Origin of the sequence: Haloechinothrix alba, from assembly GCF_900188115.1 — a bacterium.
GTDB classification, from domain to species: Bacteria; Actinomycetota; Actinomycetes; order Mycobacteriales; family Pseudonocardiaceae; genus Haloechinothrix; species Haloechinothrix alba.
Genome location: NZ_FZNW01000006.1, coordinates 179,717 through 197,227 on the forward strand (window position 1 = coordinate 179,717; position 17,511 = coordinate 197,227).

18 protein-coding genes are annotated in these 17,511 nt (G+C 71.5%); 14 read left to right on the plus strand and 4 right to left on the minus strand.

From position 1 onward, the window contains the following. Positions 1–95: 95 nt before the first annotated feature. Positions 96–1,265, plus strand: coding sequence for a glycosyltransferase family 4 protein (locus CHB84_RS07445; protein ID WP_089300762.1), 1,170 nt, complete (start codon positions 96–98; stop codon positions 1,263–1,265). A 31-nt stretch (positions 1,266–1,296) separates the two neighbouring features. Here the strand turns inward: CHB84_RS07445 and CHB84_RS07450 are convergent, their stop codons facing one another. After that, positions 1,297–1,755 (minus strand): hypothetical protein, encoded by a 459-nt coding sequence (locus CHB84_RS07450; RefSeq protein ID WP_089300763.1) that lies wholly within the window; start codon positions 1,753–1,755, stop codon positions 1,297–1,299. Next, positions 1,748–2,113: a hypothetical protein gene (locus tag CHB84_RS07455; RefSeq protein ID WP_089300764.1), complete on the minus strand. Its 366-nt coding sequence runs from the start codon at positions 2,111–2,113 to the stop codon at positions 1,748–1,750. The genes CHB84_RS07450 and CHB84_RS07455 overlap by 8 nt, the downstream gene beginning before the upstream one ends. Before the next feature lie 118 nt (positions 2,114–2,231). Between CHB84_RS07455 and CHB84_RS07460 the strand changes: the two genes are divergently transcribed. The 6 genes from CHB84_RS07460 to CHB84_RS07485 all read left to right on the plus strand — a co-directional run bounded on the left by CHB84_RS07460 (position 2,232) and on the right by CHB84_RS07485 (position 7,565). Then, the gene (locus tag CHB84_RS07460) at positions 2,232–3,512 is read left to right on the plus strand and encodes an adenosylmethionine--8-amino-7-oxononanoate transaminase (protein WP_089300765.1); all 1,281 of its coding nucleotides are present in this window, start codon (positions 2,232–2,234) and stop codon (positions 3,510–3,512) included. A 78-nt stretch (positions 3,513–3,590) separates the two neighbouring features. Continuing rightward, positions 3,591–4,313, plus strand: a complete 723-nt coding sequence (bioD, locus tag CHB84_RS07465) for a dethiobiotin synthase (RefSeq protein WP_176439826.1) — start codon at positions 3,591–3,593, stop codon at positions 4,311–4,313. A 128-nt stretch (positions 4,314–4,441) separates the two neighbouring features. Beyond that, positions 4,442–5,479, plus strand: coding sequence for a biotin synthase BioB (gene bioB / locus CHB84_RS07470; RefSeq protein ID WP_141134605.1), 1,038 nt, complete (start codon positions 4,442–4,444; stop codon positions 5,477–5,479). Positions 5,480–5,550: 71 nt separating this feature from the next. Beyond that, positions 5,551–5,754 carry a biotin synthase auxiliary protein BsaP gene (gene bsaP, locus CHB84_RS07475; protein WP_089300766.1) on the plus strand — a complete coding sequence of 68 codons (204 nt, stop codon included), beginning with the start codon at positions 5,551–5,553 and terminating at the stop codon, positions 5,752–5,754. A gap of 125 nt (positions 5,755–5,879) precedes the next feature. After that, complete coding sequence (locus tag CHB84_RS07480) at positions 5,880–6,416, plus strand: DUF2567 domain-containing protein (protein ID WP_089300841.1); 537 nt, start codon at positions 5,880–5,882, stop codon at positions 6,414–6,416. A 69-nt stretch (positions 6,417–6,485) separates the two neighbouring features. Beyond that, on the plus strand, positions 6,486–7,565 hold the full coding sequence (locus CHB84_RS07485) for a M48 family metallopeptidase (RefSeq protein ID WP_089300767.1): 1,080 nt from the start codon (positions 6,486–6,488) through the stop codon (positions 7,563–7,565). A 52-nt stretch (positions 7,566–7,617) separates the two neighbouring features. Here CHB84_RS07485 and CHB84_RS07490 read toward each other — a convergent pair whose 3' ends face one another. Continuing rightward, positions 7,618–8,253 (minus strand): NUDIX hydrolase, encoded by a 636-nt coding sequence (locus tag CHB84_RS07490; protein ID WP_089300768.1) that lies wholly within the window; start codon positions 8,251–8,253, stop codon positions 7,618–7,620. Between the two features lie 159 nt (positions 8,254–8,412). Between CHB84_RS07490 and nadA the strand changes: the two genes are divergently transcribed. Genes nadA through nadC form a run of 3 tightly spaced genes read left to right on the plus strand, consistent with a single transcriptional unit; the run spans position 8,413 to position 12,019 of the window. Further along, a complete protein-coding gene (gene nadA, locus CHB84_RS07495; protein WP_089300769.1) occupies positions 8,413–9,432 on the plus strand; it encodes a quinolinate synthase NadA in 1,020 nt (339 codons plus the stop codon). Then, a complete protein-coding gene (locus CHB84_RS07500; protein WP_089300770.1) occupies positions 9,429–11,129 on the plus strand; it encodes an L-aspartate oxidase in 1,701 nt (566 codons plus the stop codon). The genes nadA and CHB84_RS07500 overlap by 4 nt, the downstream gene beginning before the upstream one ends. Further along, positions 11,126–12,019 carry a carboxylating nicotinate-nucleotide diphosphorylase gene (gene nadC, locus CHB84_RS07505; RefSeq protein ID WP_089300771.1) on the plus strand — a complete coding sequence of 298 codons (894 nt, stop codon included), beginning with the start codon at positions 11,126–11,128 and terminating at the stop codon, positions 12,017–12,019. Before CHB84_RS07500 ends, nadC begins: the two co-directional genes overlap by 4 nt. Here nadC and CHB84_RS07510 read toward each other — a convergent pair. Next, positions 11,984–12,817: a carbon-nitrogen hydrolase family protein gene (locus tag CHB84_RS07510; protein ID WP_089300772.1), complete on the minus strand. Its 834-nt coding sequence runs from the start codon at positions 12,815–12,817 to the stop codon at positions 11,984–11,986. The two genes, nadC and CHB84_RS07510, sit on opposite strands and share 36 nt — an antisense overlap. A 112-nt stretch (positions 12,818–12,929) precedes the next feature. On the opposite strand from CHB84_RS07510, the gene hisD reads away from it, so the two are divergent. The 4 genes from hisD to hisB are packed head-to-tail and all read left to right on the plus strand — an operon-like array spanning position 12,930 to position 17,266. After that, positions 12,930–14,279: a histidinol dehydrogenase gene (gene hisD, locus CHB84_RS07515; RefSeq protein WP_089300773.1), complete on the plus strand. Its 1,350-nt coding sequence runs from the start codon at positions 12,930–12,932 to the stop codon at positions 14,277–14,279. Continuing rightward, positions 14,276–15,517, plus strand: coding sequence for an aminotransferase class V-fold PLP-dependent enzyme (locus CHB84_RS07520; RefSeq protein ID WP_245818610.1), 1,242 nt, complete (start codon positions 14,276–14,278; stop codon positions 15,515–15,517). Before hisD ends, CHB84_RS07520 begins: the two co-directional genes overlap by 4 nt. 56 nt (positions 15,518–15,573) lie before the next feature. Continuing rightward, positions 15,574–16,683, plus strand: a complete 1,110-nt coding sequence (locus CHB84_RS07525) for a histidinol-phosphate transaminase (protein ID WP_089300774.1) — start codon at positions 15,574–15,576, stop codon at positions 16,681–16,683. Further along, complete coding sequence (gene hisB, locus CHB84_RS07530; RefSeq protein ID WP_089300775.1) at positions 16,667–17,266, plus strand: imidazoleglycerol-phosphate dehydratase HisB; 600 nt, start codon at positions 16,667–16,669, stop codon at positions 17,264–17,266. The genes CHB84_RS07525 and hisB overlap by 17 nt, the downstream gene beginning before the upstream one ends. Positions 17,267–17,511 lie beyond the last annotated feature (245 nt).

Below are 17,511 nucleotides of genomic sequence, written 5' to 3' on the forward strand. Positions count from 1 at the left end.
TCCTCGGGTACAGGATGTGTACCGACGGACCCGTTCGGCTCGCCCCACGCCCGCACGACGCGACGCGGGACGGCGTGTCACGGTAGCCTCGGCGCGTGCGACCAACCCTGCTTGTCACCAACGATTTCCCGCCGCGTCCCGGTGGGATTCAGGCTTACCTGCACAGCCTGGCCGGTCACCTGCCGGCCGAGAACCTGGTGGTGTACGCACCGTCCTGGGACGGTCCGGACGCGGAGCGGACCGGCTCGCACAGCGCGTTCGATGCGCGGCAGCCCTTCGAGGTGGTCCGGCACCCGGGGACGCTGATGCTGCCCACGGCCGACGTACGGCGCAGGGCCGCCGAGCTGGTACGCGCACACGGAGCCGAGACGGTGTGGTTCGGTGCGGCGGCTCCACTGGCCCTGCTGGCACCCGCGATGCGGCGCGCGGGCGCCCAACGGATCCTTGCCAGTACGCACGGTCACGAGGTGGGCTGGTCGATGGTGCCTGCCGCCAGGTCGGCGCTGCGCCGGATCGGCGATACGACCGACGTCGTCACCTATGTCAGCGCTTACACCCGCAGGCGGGTCGCGAGCGCGTTCGGGCCGCTCGCCGGGCTCGAGCATCTCCCGTCGGGGGTGGACACCGAACGGTTCCGGCCGGACCCCGCGGCCCGCGAGGCCGTCCGCAGGCGGCACGGCCTCGACGACCGGCCGACGGTGCTCTGCGTGTCCCGGCTCGTCCCGCGCAAGGGCCAGGACACGCTGGTGCGCGTGCTGCCGGAGCTGCGCGAGCGCGTGCCGGGCGCGGCCCTGCTGCTGGTCGGGGACGGCCGCTACCGCGGCCGCATCCGAGCGCTCGCCGAGCAGCTCGGGGTCGCCGAGCACGTGGTGCTGGCAGGTGGTGTGTCGTGGGGTGAGCTACCGGCGTACTACGCGGCCGGTGACGTCTTCGCCATGCCCGCCCGTACGCGCGCGGGCGGGCTCGATGTGGAGGGTCTCGGGATCGTCTACCTGGAGGCCTCGGCGAGCGGCCTTCCGGTGGTAGCCGGCCGTTCCGGGGGCGCACCGGAGACCGTGCAGGACGAGGTGACCGGGCACGTCGTGGCGGGAGACGACAGGCACCAGCTGGTCGACACGCTGGCGAGCGTGCTCGGCGACCCGTTGCGGGCGACGACGATGGGCCGGACGGGCAGGCAGTGGGTGCACCAGCACTGGCGGTGGGACCGGATCGCGGGCAGGCTGTCCGAGCTGCTCGGCCAGGCTCCGGCGGGGCAGCGAACGTGACAGCCGGTCGCCTGCACGGCGACCGGAGCCGTCACCGCGCCCGCCGGTCCCGCGCGGCGCGCGCCCCGCGACCGGCGATGCGCAGCCACGCCAGCCCCAGAACGGGTAGCAGCAGCGGGACGTAACCGTATCCGCTGCCGAACCCGGACCACACGGTGGCTTCCGGGAACGCCTCCGGTGCCAGCATGCTGATCGTGCCCACCACGACGACCCCGACGAGCTCGACGAGGCAGATGACGGTGGCAAGCGCGCGGGAGGACTCGCTGCCGCGCGCCAGGGCCACGGTCGCCAGCGCGTACAGCAGCGCCGCGAACGCGGACAGCAGGTAGGGCACCGGGGCCTCGTCGAACCGTGTTGCGAGCTGCACGCCCGATCGTGCGGTGGCGGAGAGGGCGAACAGGGCGTAGACGGCGATGAGCGCGCGTCCCGGGCCGTGCCGCAGCGCTCCGGCCGGTGCACCCCGGCCGGCCCCTCCGGCACCGTCAGACACCCTGACCGCCCCAGACCTGCTGCAGGCGCACGATCATGACCGGGATCGCCAGGCAGCCGACCAGCAGCACCGCGTTGCCCCACCTGCTTCGCTCGGCCAGCGCCCATGCAGCGGCAACCGGCAGGACAAGCAGGATGCCGAGCAGGTAGCCGACGAAGGTCACGCCCGCCACCTCCCGTTCGGTGCCCGCGAGGCCTGCTATGCCGAGCACGGCCTGGGCGAGCAGGCCCACCTCGATCAGTGCCAGAGCGCCGAGCAGCACCCTGTCCGGCCCGCGATCGCGCAGCAGGCCGATCAGCGTCCACCCCGCGGCGACCAGTGCCGCGAGGATCAGGGCTGTGGGTAGGTACTCGGGCACGACGCGATCCCTCCACGCGGCAGTCGCAGGGCCGTTCCGGCTGGTCGCCGGGCACGGCACGCGACACGGCGTGCCCGGCGCGCACGCGCCGCTCCCGGCGCCTCATAGGCTACACACCATGAACAGCGAGACGTTGCTTGCGCTGGACGCCCAGCACGTGTGGCATCCCTACGGCCCGATGCCGGGCACGGTCGAGCCGCTGCTCGTGTCCTCGGCCGAGGGAGTGCGGCTGCACCTCGACGACGGGCGCGCGCTCATCGACGGCATGTCGTCCTGGTGGGCGGCGATCCACGGCTACCGCCACCCGGTGCTGGACCAGGCGGTGCACGATCAGGTGGGCCGGATGAGCCACGTCATGTTCGGGGGGCTCACCCACGAACCGGCGATCACGCTGGCCTCGAACCTCGTGGATCTCACGCCGGAGGAGCTGCAGCACGTGTTCCTGTGCGACTCGGGATCGGTGTCGGTGGAGGTCGCGCTCAAGATGTGCTTGCAGTACTGGCGGTCGGTCGGCCGGCCCGGCAAGCAGAAGATGCTGACCTGGCGCAGCGGCTACCACGGCGACACGTTCCACCCGATGAGCGTGTGCGACCCGGAAGGGGGGATGCACTCGTTGTGGCGCGGGGTGCTACCCGAGCAGGTCTTCGTACCCGCTCCGCCTGCCGATTTCGAGTCCGGCCCGGACGAGTCCTACTCGCGCGTGCTCGCCGAGTCCATCGCCGAGCACGCCGACGAGCTCGCGGCCGTGGTCGTGGAACCGATCGTGCAGGGCGCAGGAGGGATGCGCTTCCATCACCCGGAGTACCTGCGCGTCCTGCGGGAGGCCACCCGAGCCAACGACGTCCTGCTGGTCTTCGACGAGATCGCCACCGGCTTCGGCCGTACCGGCACGCTGTTCGCCGCCGACCACGCCGGGGTCAGCCCCGACGTGCTGTGCCTGGGTAAGGCGCTCACCGCCGGGTACCTCACGATGGCCGCGACGCTGTGCACCCCGCGGGTGGCCGACGGGATCTCCAGAGGAGAGCTTCCGGTACTCGCGCACGGTCCGACGTTCATGGGCAACCCGCTTGCCTCGGCCGTGGCGAACGCCTCGATCCAGCTGCTGCACGACACGGACTTCAGCTCCGCCGTCGCGCGGATCGGGGCGGGCCTGCGGTCGGGCCTGTGGCAGGCGCGGGACGTCCCTGGCGTGCGCGACGTGCGCTCGCTCGGCGCGATCGGCGTGATCGAGCTGGACAGGCAGGTGGACATGGCGGTTGCCACCCGGGTCGCCACCGAGCGCGGCGTGTGGCTACGCCCGTTCCGGAACATGGTGTACGCGATGCCGCCGTACATCACCACCGATGCCGAGCTCGCCGTGATCACCGACGCCATGGTGGCCGTCGCGCGCGAGGCGTGACCGGCCGCGCGGCGACCGGCCGTGCCGAGCGACGCCTCGTGATCGGTGTCGAGTGGCGAGGCACTAAGGTATTGGTTCGTGAGCGTGCTGGTCATGACCGGGACGGATACCGGTGTCGGCAAGACGGTGGTCACCGCGGCCGCCGCCGCGCTGCTACGCGCGAACGGTCATCGCGTCGCGGTCGTCAAGGCCGCACAGACCGGGGTCGGTGCGCACGAGGACGCCGATCTCGACGTCGTACGCCGGTACGCCGGTGCGGTGACAACACACGAGATCCGGCGCTTCCCGGAACCGCTCGCCCCGGAGACTGCGGCGCTGCGTAGCGGCCTGCCGCCGGTCACGCCCGGCGAGGCGGCCGAGGCCGCGGCGCGGCTCGACGAGACACACGACTACGTTCTCGTCGAGGGGGCAGGCGGCCTGCTCGTGCGGTTCGACCCGGCGGGCGGCACGCTCGCGGACGTGGCGTGGGCACTCGGGGCTCCCGTCGTCGTGGTGGCACGTGCCGGCCTCGGCACGCTGAACGCGACGGCGTTGACCGCCGAGGTCGCCGGCCGGCGCGGCTTGCACGTCGCCGGTGTGATCATCGGTACCTGGCCGCGTGAGCCCGGAACGGCCGAGCTGTGCAACCTGCACGACCTGCCGGTCGCGGCTGCCGCCCCGCTGCTCGGGGCGCTCGAGGACGGGCTCGGCGATGCGGAACCGTCCTCGTTCGTCGAGGGAGCCCGCAGGGGGCTGTCGCCGTGGTTGGGCGGGAAGTTCGATCCCGAGCAGTTCACCGCGAACTCGACCGGCCGAACGTGACATTGCTCGCTGTGTACCGGGCCGTGGGGCAGTAGCGTATCGATGCGGCCGGTGGCGACGTTCGGACGGAGTGCGCTGCCGGAGTACGATTCCCGCGGGCGTGCACGCAGCCGAGGTTAGGAGAACGTGTGACCGCAGCAACGCAACAGTCCGAATCGACCGTTGGTGAGCAGGATGTGCTCGCCGTCGCTCGAGAGCAGGTGCTCGAGCGGGGTGTGGGGTTGACCCAGGACCAGGTGCTGCAGGTGCTGCGGCTTCCTGGGGACCGGCTGCAGGATCTGCTCGCGCTGGCACACGACGTCCGTATGCGGTGGTGCGGCCCGGAGGTCGAGGTCGAGGGCATCGTCAGCGTGAAGACCGGTGGGTGCCCCGAGGACTGCCACTTCTGCTCCCAGTCCGGGCTGTTCCCAACCCCGGTGCGCGCCGCGTGGCTGGACATCCCGGGGATGGTCCAGGCGGCCAAGGAGACCGCGGAGACCGGAGCGACGGAGTTCTGCATCGTCGCCGCCGTCCGTGGCCCGGACAAGCGCCTGATGTCGCAGGTGCGGGACGGCATCAACGCGATCCGCGAGTCCGGTAACGACATCAACATCGCCTGCTCACTGGGCATGCTCACGCAGGAGCAGGTCGACGAGCTCGTGGAGATGGGGGTCCACCGCTACAACCACAACCTCGAGACGGCCCGCTCGCACTTCCCCGAGGTGGTCACCACGCACACCTGGGAGGAGCGCTGGGAGACGCTGCGCATGGTGCATGAGGCCGGTATGGAGGTGTGCTGCGGCGGGATCGTCGGGATGGGCGAGACCGACGAGCAGCGTGCGGAGTTCGCCGTCCAGCTGGCCGAGCTGGACCCGCACGAGGTGCCGATGAACTTCCTCATCCCGCAGGCAGGAACCCCGTACGAGCACTACGAGACGATCGAGGGCCCGGACGCGTTGCGCATCGTCGCGGCGTACCGGCTGGCCATGCCGCGAACGATGCTGCGGTTCGCGGGCGGCCGCGAGCTCACGCTCGGCGACCTCGGTGCCGAGCAGGGCATGCTCGGGGGGATCAACGCGATCATCGTGGGCAACTACCTCACCAACCTGGGGCGGCCTGCCGAGCGGGACCTCTCGATGCTGGAGGACCTCAGGATGCCCATCAAGGCGCTGTCCGACACCCTGTGACCGGTTCTTCTGCACTGGCGGGGCCGGGGCAGGTGCGATCGGTGAACACGACAACACGGCAGGAGCGTGATGTGGACGAGCTCTACTGCGTGCACTGCGGCAGAACCGTGGAGCAGTGCGACGCGGCCGCATGCCGCAACGCCCGGACCTCACTGGAACCTCCCCGGTTCTGCGCGCAGTGCGCGCGGCGGATGATCGTGCAGGTCACGCCGAACGGCTGGACCGCGCGGTGCAGCAGGCACGGGGAAACAGCCAGCCGTTCCCACCAGGTGTGAGGCGACCGGTAGTGTCCCGTGCCAGGGGTTCGTCAGCTGTACGCGGGAGGTCGTGAGTGCCTAGTTCGCAGGTCGACGACAAGGACTCGGCCCGTACCGAATCCCGCGATGCCGGGCGGTCCGGTGTGCGCGAGGTACTGCGCAGGCGACAGCCGAAGGTCGTCGTCAAGGCGGACCTGCTGCCCGCGGTGTCCGTGCTGTCCACCGCCGGCCTGATCGGCATTCCGGTGGGGTGGATCTGGGCCCAGCTGGCACCCCCGCAGCGGGTGCGGGTGCTCTCCGACGGCAGCCTCGTCGCCCCGGAGCTGGAGAGCTGGCACCAGTTCGACGCGCTGGTGATCTTCGCGCTGCTGTGCATGGCCGCGGGCGTGATCGTCGGGGCGCTGGTGTGGATGCTGCGGGAACGGCGCGGTCCGGTGGCGATGATCGCCGCGGTGTGCGGCTCGCTGCTCGCGGCATGGCTGGCCGGCCTGATGGGCGAGATGTTCGTTGCGGGCATGTACGAGGTGACCGGCGCTCCGGAGGTCGGCGACGTGGTGACCGAGGCGCCCCAGCCGGGTACCCCGTGGGTGCTTGTTGCCCAGCCGTTCGCCACCGCGTTGACCTACGGGCTGCTGGCCGCATGGAACGGTACCGACGATCTGGGCAGGCGGCTGGGCTGACCGTTCACCGGTTCGTACGGGGCGGTGTCCCGGCGTAGCCTGGATGCGGACCCGAATGGAGGAGCGCCTGTGTCCAACGAGGAGGCGGACGGGCCGGCAGGCCGAGTGCGTTTCCCGGGGATCAGCCCGCGAGCCTACGAGCACCCCGTCGACAGGGGAGCGCTCGGCGTGCTGCGCTCGGTGCCCGGATTCGCCGAGGTGGTCAAGACGATCTCGGGGCTCTTCGCCGAGCGTGGCGAGCGCATGATGGCGCTGTCGTCGATGATCCGGGTGGGACCCACGCAGTACCCCGAGCTCGACCGGATACGCCGCGAGTGCGCGGACACGCTCGACATCGACCCCGCGCCGAGGATGTTCGTGGCGCGGTCCAGTGACGCGGCTGCCTACACCCTCGGCATGGACGAGCCCTTCATCGTGCTCACCACGGACCTCGTCGAGCGGCTGGACGTACCGGGGCTGCGCTTCGTCGTCGGTCACGAGATGGGCCACGTGCTTTCCGGTCACGCGGTATACCGCACCATGCTGTACCGCCTGCTCGGAATGCAGAGCGCCCTGGGATGGATGCCGGTGAGCGCGCTCGCGCTGCGCGCGGTCATCGCCGCGCTGTCGGAGTGGTATCGCAAGGCCGAGCTCTCCTGCGATCGGTCGGGGTTGCTGTGCGGGCAGGACCCGCCCGCTGCGCTGCGCGTACACGTCATGCTGGCGGGCGGGGTCGATATCGAGCAGGTCGACGTCCCCGCCTTTCTGGAGCAGGCCGCCGAGTACGAGGGCGTGGAGGACCTGCGGGACAGCATTCACAAGCTGCGCGGCATCGAGTACCTCTCGCACCCGCTCGCCGTGGTACGCGCCGATCAGCTGCAGAAGTGGGCGGCGTCGGCGGAGTACCGGGCCCTCCTGGCGGGCGACTACCCGCGCCGGGACGCCGAACGGCCACACACGGCCTGGAGCGAGGACGTCGCCTCGGCGGCACGCTCCTACAAGGATGCCGTGACCACGTCGGCCGACCCGCTGTCGAAGGCGTTGACCGGTGTCGGCGAGGCCGTCACCGACGTCGCGGGCAAGGTGTGGCACAAGCTGGGTCCCCGCGGTAGCGAACCCGACGAGGGCGCCGAGGACGACGAGCAGGCCCGCGGGGGCGATACCGGGTAGGCACCCCGCGCCCGTGCCGGCCCGCGCAGGCAGGCGCACCCGGTAACGGGAGTCAGCGCGTGCTCGGCGGGCGAAACACTGCGAAGGGGTCGGTGACCTGCATGCCGTGCTCGGCGAATGTGAACAGCGCGGCGGGGCGGCCGCCGGAGCGGCCGGGCGGAACCGTCTCTCCCGTGGTCGCGAGCGCTCCCCGCCTGGTCAGTACGCGCTGCAGGTTCGTCGCCGACACGCGGTAACCGAGTGCGGCGGAGTACAGGTCCCGCAGGGCCGAGATGGTGAACAGGTCGGGCGCCAGCGCGAACCCGATGTTGGTGTAGCTGAGCTTCGAGCGCAGCCGCTCCCGGGCGCGCAGTGTGATGGAACCGTGGTCGAACGCGGTGCGGGGTAGCTGGTCCACCGTGTGCCAGGAGGTGTCCTCGGGAACGGTCGGCTCGACATCGCTCGGGACGAGGCCGAGGAACGCCGTGGCGACCACCCGCGGACCGGGGACCCGGTCGGGGGCGCTGAACACGGCGAGCTGCTCGACGTGCTTGAGCTTGCGCAGGTCGACCTTCTCGGTGAGCTGGCGCCGGATCGATGTCTCGACGTCCTCGTCGTGGCGTAGCCTGCCGCCGGGCAGCGACCAGCGGCCGAGATGCGGCTCGAGCGCGCGCCGCCAGAGGAGTGCCTGCAGCGTGCCGGACCGCACCTGTAGGACTACACACAGAACCTCGTGAGTCACCCGGGTTTCGGTGTTAAGATGGCTACGCACGTTTTCGATCGTAGAGCGAAAACCTGGATGCGTAAAGCGAGCGCACCCGGACGCGCGGATCGACTGTCGTGCGCGGCGATGCGAGGAGGAAGACAGATGACGGAGACGCTGGCGCACAACCCGGCGGAGCTCGTTCCGTACGGCGGAGTCGAGGCCGACGCCGCATGGTTCGACGAGGTGCGACGCCTCGCCTCGGAGGGCGATGCCGTGCTGCTCGCGCACAACTACCAGGTTCCGGAGATCCAGGAGGTCGCCGACCACGTGGGCGACTCGCTCGCGTTGTCCAGGATCGCCGCCGAGTCGGCCGCGAGCACCATCGTGTTCTGCGGCGTGCATTTCATGGCCGAGACGGCCAAGATTCTCAGCCCCGGCAAGAGGGTGCTCATCCCGGATGCCCGCGCAGGCTGCTCGCTGGCCGAGTCCATCACCGCCGAGCAGCTGCGGGCGTGGAAGGCCGAGCATCCCGGTGCGGTCGTCGTCTCGTACGTGAACACGACCGCGGAGGTCAAGGCCGAGACGGACATCTGCTGCACATCGTCGAACGCGGTCGAGGTGGTCCGTTCCATCCCGGCGGAGACCGACGTGCTGTTCTGCCCGGACCAGTTCCTCGGTGCGCACGTCAAGCGGGAGACGGGCAGGGAGAACCTCTATGTCTGGGCAGGCGAGTGCCACGTGCACGCGGGCATCAACGGTCAGGAGCTTGCGCAGCGGGCGGCAGCGAACCCCGAAGCCGACCTGTACATCCACCCGGAGTGCGGCTGCGCGACCTCGGCGCTGTACCTGGCAGGGGACGGGGCGGTGCCGAGCGAGCAGGTCAAGATCCTCTCGACAGGGGACATGGTCAAGCAGGCGCGGCAGTCCTCTGCAGGGGAGGTCCTTGTGGCCACGGAGGTCGGTATGCTGCATCAGCTGCGCAAGGCCGCGCCCGAGATCGACTTCCAGGCTGTCAACGACAGGGCTTCCTGCCGCTACATGAAGATGATCACGCCGGCGGCGTTGCTGCGCGCCCTGCGGGAGGGGGCCGACGAGGTGCACGTGGACGCCGAGGTCGCGGAGCGCGCGCGCGAGTCGGTGCGCCGCATGGTCTCGATCGGGCAGCCGGGTGGCGGAGAATGAACGCGGAGAACCAACTTGTTGACGACCAACAGTCGAAAACCAGTGCATTCCCGGAATGGTCCGCGAGCGCCGACCTGATCGTGGTCGGTAGCGGAATCGCCGGGCTGACGGCGGCGCTGCGGGCGCGGGAGCTGGGGCTGCGCACGCTGGTGGTCACCAAGGGAACGGTCACCGAAAGCAACACGCGCTGGGCCCAGGGCGGGCTCGCTGTTGTGTTCGACGGGGGACCCGGCGCCGGTGGGGACTCCCCGGAGCGTCACGTCGCGGACACGGTGGCGGCAGGGGGAGGGCTGTGCGACCCGGTGGCCGCACGGAGCGTGATCGACGGTGGCTCGGCCGCCGTGCGGCGCCTGATGGCACGTGGCGCCACCTTCGACTCCGCTGCCGGCGGCACCGGCCCCGGCACCGGTCACGGGGGCACGCTCGCGCGCACCCGCGAGGGCGGTCACTCGGCCTTCCGGGTTATTCACGCGGGTGGCGACGCCACCGGTGCCGAGGTGGAGCGTGCCCTGGCCGGGGAGGTCACGCGCCAACAGATCCCCGTGCTCGAACACCACATCGCGATGGGTGACGTGCCCGCCCCGCACGGCGGGGTCGGCGGACTGCGGGTGCTCGACCCGCACGGCACCCCGGGAGTGCTGCGAGCACCGGCCGTGCTGCTGGCCACCGGTGGGTTCGGCCAGCTCTACCAAGCCACCTCCAACCCGGACATCGCGACCGGCGACGGGCTCGCGCTCGCGCTGCGGGCGGGCGCAACGGCTGCGGACCTGGAATTCGTGCAGTTCCACCCCACCGTGCTCTACGTTCCGGGCGCGCGCGGGCGGTGCCCGCTCGTCACCGAGGCCGTACGGGGCGAGGGGGCCGTGCTGATCGACGCCGCGGGCCACCGCGTGATGGAGGGGGTGCATCCGCAGGCCGACCTCGCCCCGCGTGATGTCGTCTCGGCCGCGGTCACCAGGCGGATGGCGCAGGCGCCGAACGGCGTCGACGACCACGTGTACCTGGACGCCACGGCGGTACCGGACTTCGCAACCAGGTTCCCCACGGTTCACGCGGCGTGCCTGCGTGCGGGGGTCGATCCGGTGCGTGCCCCGATCCCTGTCGCACCGGCGGCCCACTTCGCCTGCGGCGGTGTCCTCGCCACACCCGAGGGGCGTACCGAGGTGCGGGGCCTGTACGCGGCAGGTGAGGTCGCCCGTACGGGCCTGCACGGGGCGAACCGGCTGGCGTCCAACAGCCTGCTCGAAGGGCTGGTCGTGGGGGAGCGGGCGGCCGAGGCCGTCGCCGCCGACCTCGCCGCCGGCCTGCTGGCGCGGGCACGGCACTCCACGGCTGACCGGGATGAGCCTGCCTGCCGTGTCGAGCGGGACGTGCTGCAACGCGCGATGAGCCGGTACGCGTCCATCGGCCGCGACGCAGCCGGGCTCGCCGTCCTGCGGGAGACCGTGGCCTCGGCGTCCGCCGTGAGCGCCGTGCACGGCCACAGGGACGTGGAGGACGCCGCGCTGACCCTGATCGCCAAAGCCCTGCTCGTCGCGGCAGCCAACCGGACAGAGTCGCGCGGCTGCCACGTCCGCGTGGACTTCGGCGAGCGGGACGACGCGCGGTGGCAGCACAGCCAGCGCATCCGGCTCGACCCCTCGGGTGAGCCCGTGCTGACCGAGCCGTTGCCGCTGCCGTTGCGGGACGCGGCATGACCGCGTGGATCAGCGAGGCGACGGCGCGGCTGTTGCGCGACTGCTCGCTCGATCAAGAGACGGTGCGGCGCGTGGTACGCACCGCACTGGACGAGGACCTGCGACTCGGTCCGGATGCGACGACGGCGGCGACGGTGCCTGCGGGCAGTCGAGCCACCGCCCGGCTGCGGGTTCGCTCCGACGGCGTGCTCGCCGGAGGGGCCGCCGCTCTCGCGGTGTTCGATGCGGTGCTCGGCGCGGACTACGAGCTGGTCGAGGGGACCGAGGACGGCACGGCACTGCGTGCGGGCAGTCAGGTGCTGGCCGTACGCGGACCGGTGCACGGGCTGCTCACCGCGGAACGCACAGCTCTGAACCTGCTGTGCCACCTGTCCGGGGTCGCGACGGCCACGGCCGCATGGGTGGCCGAGGTGCGTGAGCGCGGGTGCGCGGTGCGCGACTCGCGCAAGACGCTACCCGGGCTGCGCGAGCTGGAGAAGTACGCCGTGCGCGCAGGCGGCGGGGTCAACCACCGGATGGGGCTCGGCGACGCAGTGCTGATCAAGGACAACCACATCGTCGCCGCCGGGTCGGTCACCGCGGCTCTGGCGGCAGTGCGCAGGCATGCCCCGGAGCTGTCCTGCGAGGTCGAGGTCGATGATCTCGACCAGCTCGACGAGGCGCTCGCGGCGGGTGCCGACGAGATCCTGCTGGACAACTTCGACACGGCGCAGTGCGCCGAAGCCGTGCGGCGCAGGGACGCCGTCGCTGCCCGGACGCTGCTCGAGGCATCGGGAGGGCTGCGGCTGGACGCGGCTCGCTCGTACGCCGAGACCGGGGTGGACTACCTGGCCGTCGGGGCGCTGACGCACTCCTCACCCGCGCTGGACATTGGTCTGGACCTCGAGTGAGTCGAGGGCGACGCGGTTGACGAGCGCGCCTGTGGCGCGTCGCGAGGCGTGTGCCAGTTCCGGGTCGATGTCGACGACGAGGGTCTCGGGGCCCGTGCCTGCCTGGGCGTGCAGCCTGCCGAACGGGTCGGCGACCGCGGAGTACCCGATGCCGGTCGGTGCCTTGCTCGAGACCTCCACGCCGCTTGCCGCCGGGTCGGCCTGACCGCAACCGAGTACCCAGCAGCCCGCGTCCAGGGCCCGCGCGCGCAGCAGCACGTCCCACTGTTCGCGCTTGCCGTCACCAGCTCCCCAGGAGGCCGGTACGACCACGGCGGTGGCGTCGTTGCCGGCCAGCGCGTGGAACAACGCGGGGAAACGCACGTCGTAGCAGGTCGCCAGGCCGAGCCTGAGGTCGGTGGTATCCACGGTGACCAGCGCGTCGCCCGGCGCCACGGTACGGGACTCGGAGAAGCCGAACGCGTCGTAGAGGTGGATCTTGTGGTAACCGAGGTGGTGCCCGCGCCCGGTGACCAGCAGGGTGTTGCGCACCCGGTCCTCGTCGGCCGGGGTGAACATGCCTGCCACGACGAGGACGCCCGCGTCCTCGGCCGCAGCGGCCACCTCGCGTGCCCACGGCCCGTCGAGAGGTTCGGCCAGCGGCGCCAGCGGCGTGCCGAATCGCGCCATGGTGGCCTCCGGGAAGACCACGATCGAGGCGCCCTCGGACCGTGCCGTGGCCACACCGGTCCGCACGTGCTCGAGGTTGGTCGCCGGATCACTGCTCGCGGTGAACTGGCACAGGGCGATGCGTGGCATGCGCGCCTCCTGCTCGCTGGTCTGGCCCCTGGGGTTGGAGCCCGATGTGACGTTCGGTTCTTCTAGGGAACCAAACGTCACATCGGGCTCCAACCCTGATTAGGGTAGGGGCATGCTCGAACGCACCGACTGGCGTGCTGACATCCCCTCCGGCGCCGCCCTACGAGCATGCCTGCCGCGCGCGGAGGTGAACGTCGACGACGCGCTTCGGGCCGTGCGCCCCCTCGTCGACGACGTCGCCGAGCGCGGCGTGCCTGCCGCCCTGGACTACACCGCGCGTTTCGACGCCGTCCGGCCCGGCGCCGTGCGGGTGCCGCGGAGCGAGCTGGACCGCGCGCTGACCGAGCTCGCCCCGGCGGTCCGTGCCGCCCTCGAGGAGTCCGTCACCCGCGCCAGGGCGGTACACGCCGACCAGCGGCGCACCGACGTGACGACGAGGGTGGCCGAGGGCGGCACGGTCACCGAGCGGTGGGTTCCGGTTGCCCGGGTGGGCCTGTACGCGCCGGGCGGGCTGGCCGCCTACCCCTCGAGCGTGGTCATGAACGTCGTTCCCGCGCAGGAAGCCGGGGTCGGCTCCGTCGTGCTGTGCACACCACCGCAGGCCGAGTTCGGCGGGCTGCCACACCCGACCACCCTCGCCGCCGCCGCGCTGCTCGGGGTGGACGAGGTGTGGGCAGTGGGGGGCGCTCAGGCGGTGGCCCTGCTCGCCTACGGCGGCACCGACACCGACGGCACGGAGCTGGACCCGGTGGACATGGTCACCGGTCCCGGCAACGTGTACCTGACGGCGGCCAAGCGCATGCTGCGCGGGGTGATCGGCATCGACTCCGAGGCGGGTACCACCGAGATCGCGATCCTCGCCGACGACACGGCCGATCCCGGCTACGTCGCCAGCGACCTGATCAGCCAGGCCGAGCACGACCCCGCGGCCGCGAGCGTGCTCGTGACCCCCTCGGTACAGCTCGCCGATGCCGTCGACGCCGAACTGGCGCGCCGGGTGCCCGTGACGAAACACCACGAGCGCGTCGCCGAGGCACTGCGCGGCAGGCAGTCGGGCACCGTGCTGGTGTCCGGCCTCGACGACGGCGTGCGGGTGGTCGACGCCTACGCCGCCGAGCACCTCGAGATCCACACGGCGGACGCGCGGGAGGTCGCCGCGCGGGTACGCAACGCGGGAGCGATCTTCGTCGGCCCGTACGCACCCGTGTCGCTCGGGGACTACTGCGCGGGCTCCAACCACGTCCTGCCGACAGGCGGATCGGCGCGGCACTCCGCGGGCCTGTCCGTGCAGACGTTCCTGCGTGGCATCCACGTGGTCGACTACAGCGCCGACGCGCTGCGGGAGGTCGCCGGGCACGTGGTCACGCTCGCCGACGTGGAGGACCTGCCCGCGCACGGTGAGGCCGTGCTGGCGCGGGTGGGCTCCGTGCACGGCCGGTCCGGGGAGATCGCCGGGTCGTGACCGCGTCGCACGAGGTGCCTGCCCCGGGTGGGCCGGGCATCGCCGATCTCGCCGCGGTGCGTTCCGACACCCCGGGATGCCGCGACCAGGTGTTCCTGGACAGCGCGGGTTCGTCGCTTCCGCCCGCGCCGGTACTGACGACCGTGATCGAGCACCTGCGCAGGGAGTCCGAGGTCGGCGGGTACCGGGCCGCAGCCGAACAGCAGGAGGTACTCGAAGGCGGGTACGGCACGTTCGCCGAGCTGCTCGGCTGCGCACCGGACGAGGTGGCGTTCACCGACAGCGCCACCCGCTCCTGGCTGAACCTGCTGGATGCGGTCCCGTTCCGGGAAGGCGACCGCGTGCTGGTCGGCGAGTCCGAGTACGCGGCCAACGCCGTCGCGCTGCTGCGCCACGCCGAGCGGTTCGGTACGCGGCTGGAGGTGGTGCCGTCGGACGGCAGCGGCCAGCTCGACGTCGCTGCACTGCGCGACCGGCTCGACGAGCGGGTCCGGCTGGTGTCCGCGGTGCACGTACCCACCCAGGGTGGGCTGGTCAACCCGGTTCGCGAGATCACCCGAGCAGCGCACGAGGCGGGCGCGCTCGTCCTGCTTGATGCCTGCCAGTCCGTCGGCCAGCTGCCGGTGCGTATGGACGAGCTCGGCGTGGACATGCTCACCGGAACCGGGCGCAAGTGGCTGCGCGGCCCGCGCGGCACCGGGTTCCTCGCGGTACGCCGCTCCGTGCTCGAACACCTCGCGCCACGCCTGATCGACCACTCCGGGGCGAGCTGGGTGGCCGAGCGCGCGTACCGGCTGCGGGCGGACGCGCGGGTGTTGCAGCTGTGGGAGACCGGTATCGCCGAGCGCCTCGGGCTGATCCGTGCCGCCGAGTACCTGCTCGAGCTCGGTGTGGCGGAGGTCGCCACTTCCGTTGCGTGGCGAGCGGCCTACCTGCGGGAGGCGCTGGCCGGGATACCCGGCGTGCGGGTCCACGACCTGGGTGAGCGCACGTGCGGGATCGTGACGTTCACCGTGGCCGGGGTCGATCCGGGACGTGTGCGGGACCGGCTGGCCGAACGTGACGTCACGGTCACCGTGAGCACCGCGGCCTCCAGCCGGATGGACCTGCCCAGACGCGGGCTCGACGCGGTGGTCCGGGCGTCCCCGCACTACTTCGTCACCGCCGGGGAGCTCGACGCGTGCGTCGCGCTGGTCGCCGACCTGGCGCGGATGGCAGGCGCGTCCCCGCGCAGCTGAGTGCCCCGCCACGCCGTACGCTGGTGGGGCACGACCCTGCGCAGCCAAGGACCGAGATGACCACTGACGATGTGACGCTGGACGACCTCCCGCTGCGGGAGGACCTGCGCGGCCGCACGCCGTACGGCGCGCCGCAGCTGGATGTCGCCGTCCGGCTGAACACCAACGAGAACCCGTACCCGCCGCCGGTCGAGCTCAGCGCGGACGTCGCCGCCGCGGTGGAACGCACTGCGGGTCGGCTGCACCGCTACCCGGACCGGGATGCCACGGCGCTGCGTGAGCAGCTCGCGGAGTACCTGAACGCGGTAACGTCCTCGGCGTTGACCGCCCGGCACGTGTGGGCCGCCAACGGCTCCAACGAGGTCCTACAGCAGGTGCTGCAGGCGTTCGGGGGTCCGGGGCGCAGCGCGCTGGGTTTCGTCCCGTCGTACTCGATGCACCCGATCATCGCCGCGGGCACCAGGACGGAGTGGCACGCCGAGCAACGCCGCTCGGACTTCTCCCTGGACATCGACGCCGCCGTGGCCGCCGTGCGGCGACTCCGGCCCGATGTGGTGTTCGTGACCAGCCCGAACAACCCGACAGGCGGGTCGGCCTCGCTGGACGAGCTGCGTGCCCTGCTCGACGCCGCGCCTGCGATCGTGGTCGTCGACGAGGCCTACGCGGAGTTCTCCGAGCAGCCGAGCAGTATCGGGCTGCTCGACGAGTACCCCGGTAAGCTGATCGTGTCGAGGACGATGAGCAAGGCGTTCGCGTTCGCAGGCGGCAGGCTCGGGTACCTCGCGGCGGCGCCCGCGATGGTGGACGCGCTGCAGCTGGTGCGCCTGCCCTACCACCTCTCGGTGCTGACGCAGGCTGCCGCGCAGGCGGCGCTGGCGCACGGGCAGCGGACGCTGGCGTCGGTGGCGACCATCATCGGCGAACGCAAACGGGTGAGCGCCGCCCTCGCGGAGATGGGCTTCCACGTCGTACCGAGCGACGCGAACTTTATCCTGTTCGGACAGTTCGCCGACGCGCATCGAGTGTGGACATCCTATTTGGACAACGGTGTCTTGATCAGGGACGTCGGTATCGAGGGGTACCTGCGGGTGACCATCGGCACGCCCGAGGAGAACGACGCGTTCCTGGCAGCGAGCAAGGAGGTCGCCAGTGGGCCGGATCGGTAAGGTGGAACGCGACACCAAGGAGTCGCGTATCGCCGTCGAGGTGGACCTCGACGGAACGGGCAGCGTCGAGGTCGACACCGGCGTGGCGTTCTACGACCACATGCTCACCGCGTTCGGCGTGCACGGCGCACTCGACCTGCGGGTGCGCGCCGAGGGCGACGTGGAGGTGGATGCGCACCACACGGTGGAGGACACCGCGATCGTGCTCGGCAAGGCGGTCCGCGAGGCACTGGGCGACAAGAGCGGCATCCGGCGTTTCGGCGATGCCTGGGTCCCGATGGACGAGACGCTCGCGCACGCCGCCGTGGACGTGTCGGGGCGGCCGTACTGCGTGCAGCTCGGCGAGCCGGAGCGGTTCGAGAACTTCACCATCGGTGGCAACTACCCGTTCGTGTTAACCAGGCACGTGTTCGAGTCGCTGGCCTTTCACGCCGAGATCGCGCTGCACGTCCGGATCCTGCACGGCCGGGACCCGCACCACATGGCGGAGGCACAGTACAAGGCGGTCGCGCGCGCGTTGCGCGACGCGACGGAGGCCGACCCCCGCATGGGTGGCATCCCGTCCACCAAGGGCACGCTGTAGCGGGTCCGCACCAGCCAGTACCCGTCGGCACCGCGACGGTGCCGGTCGTCTGACGTCGAAGGAGTGACGAACCCTGTCCCAGGAGCTGTTCATCGTTGTCCTGCTGGCAGTCGCCGGGTTCCTCGTCGGGGGCGTGTACAGCACGTGGAAGACCGCCAAGGCCATGGCGATGTTGCTCGGGGTGGGCGCGCTGCTGGCGGCGGGTGGTGCGATCGTGTGGTGGAGTTCCCTCTGAGCGAGTGAAC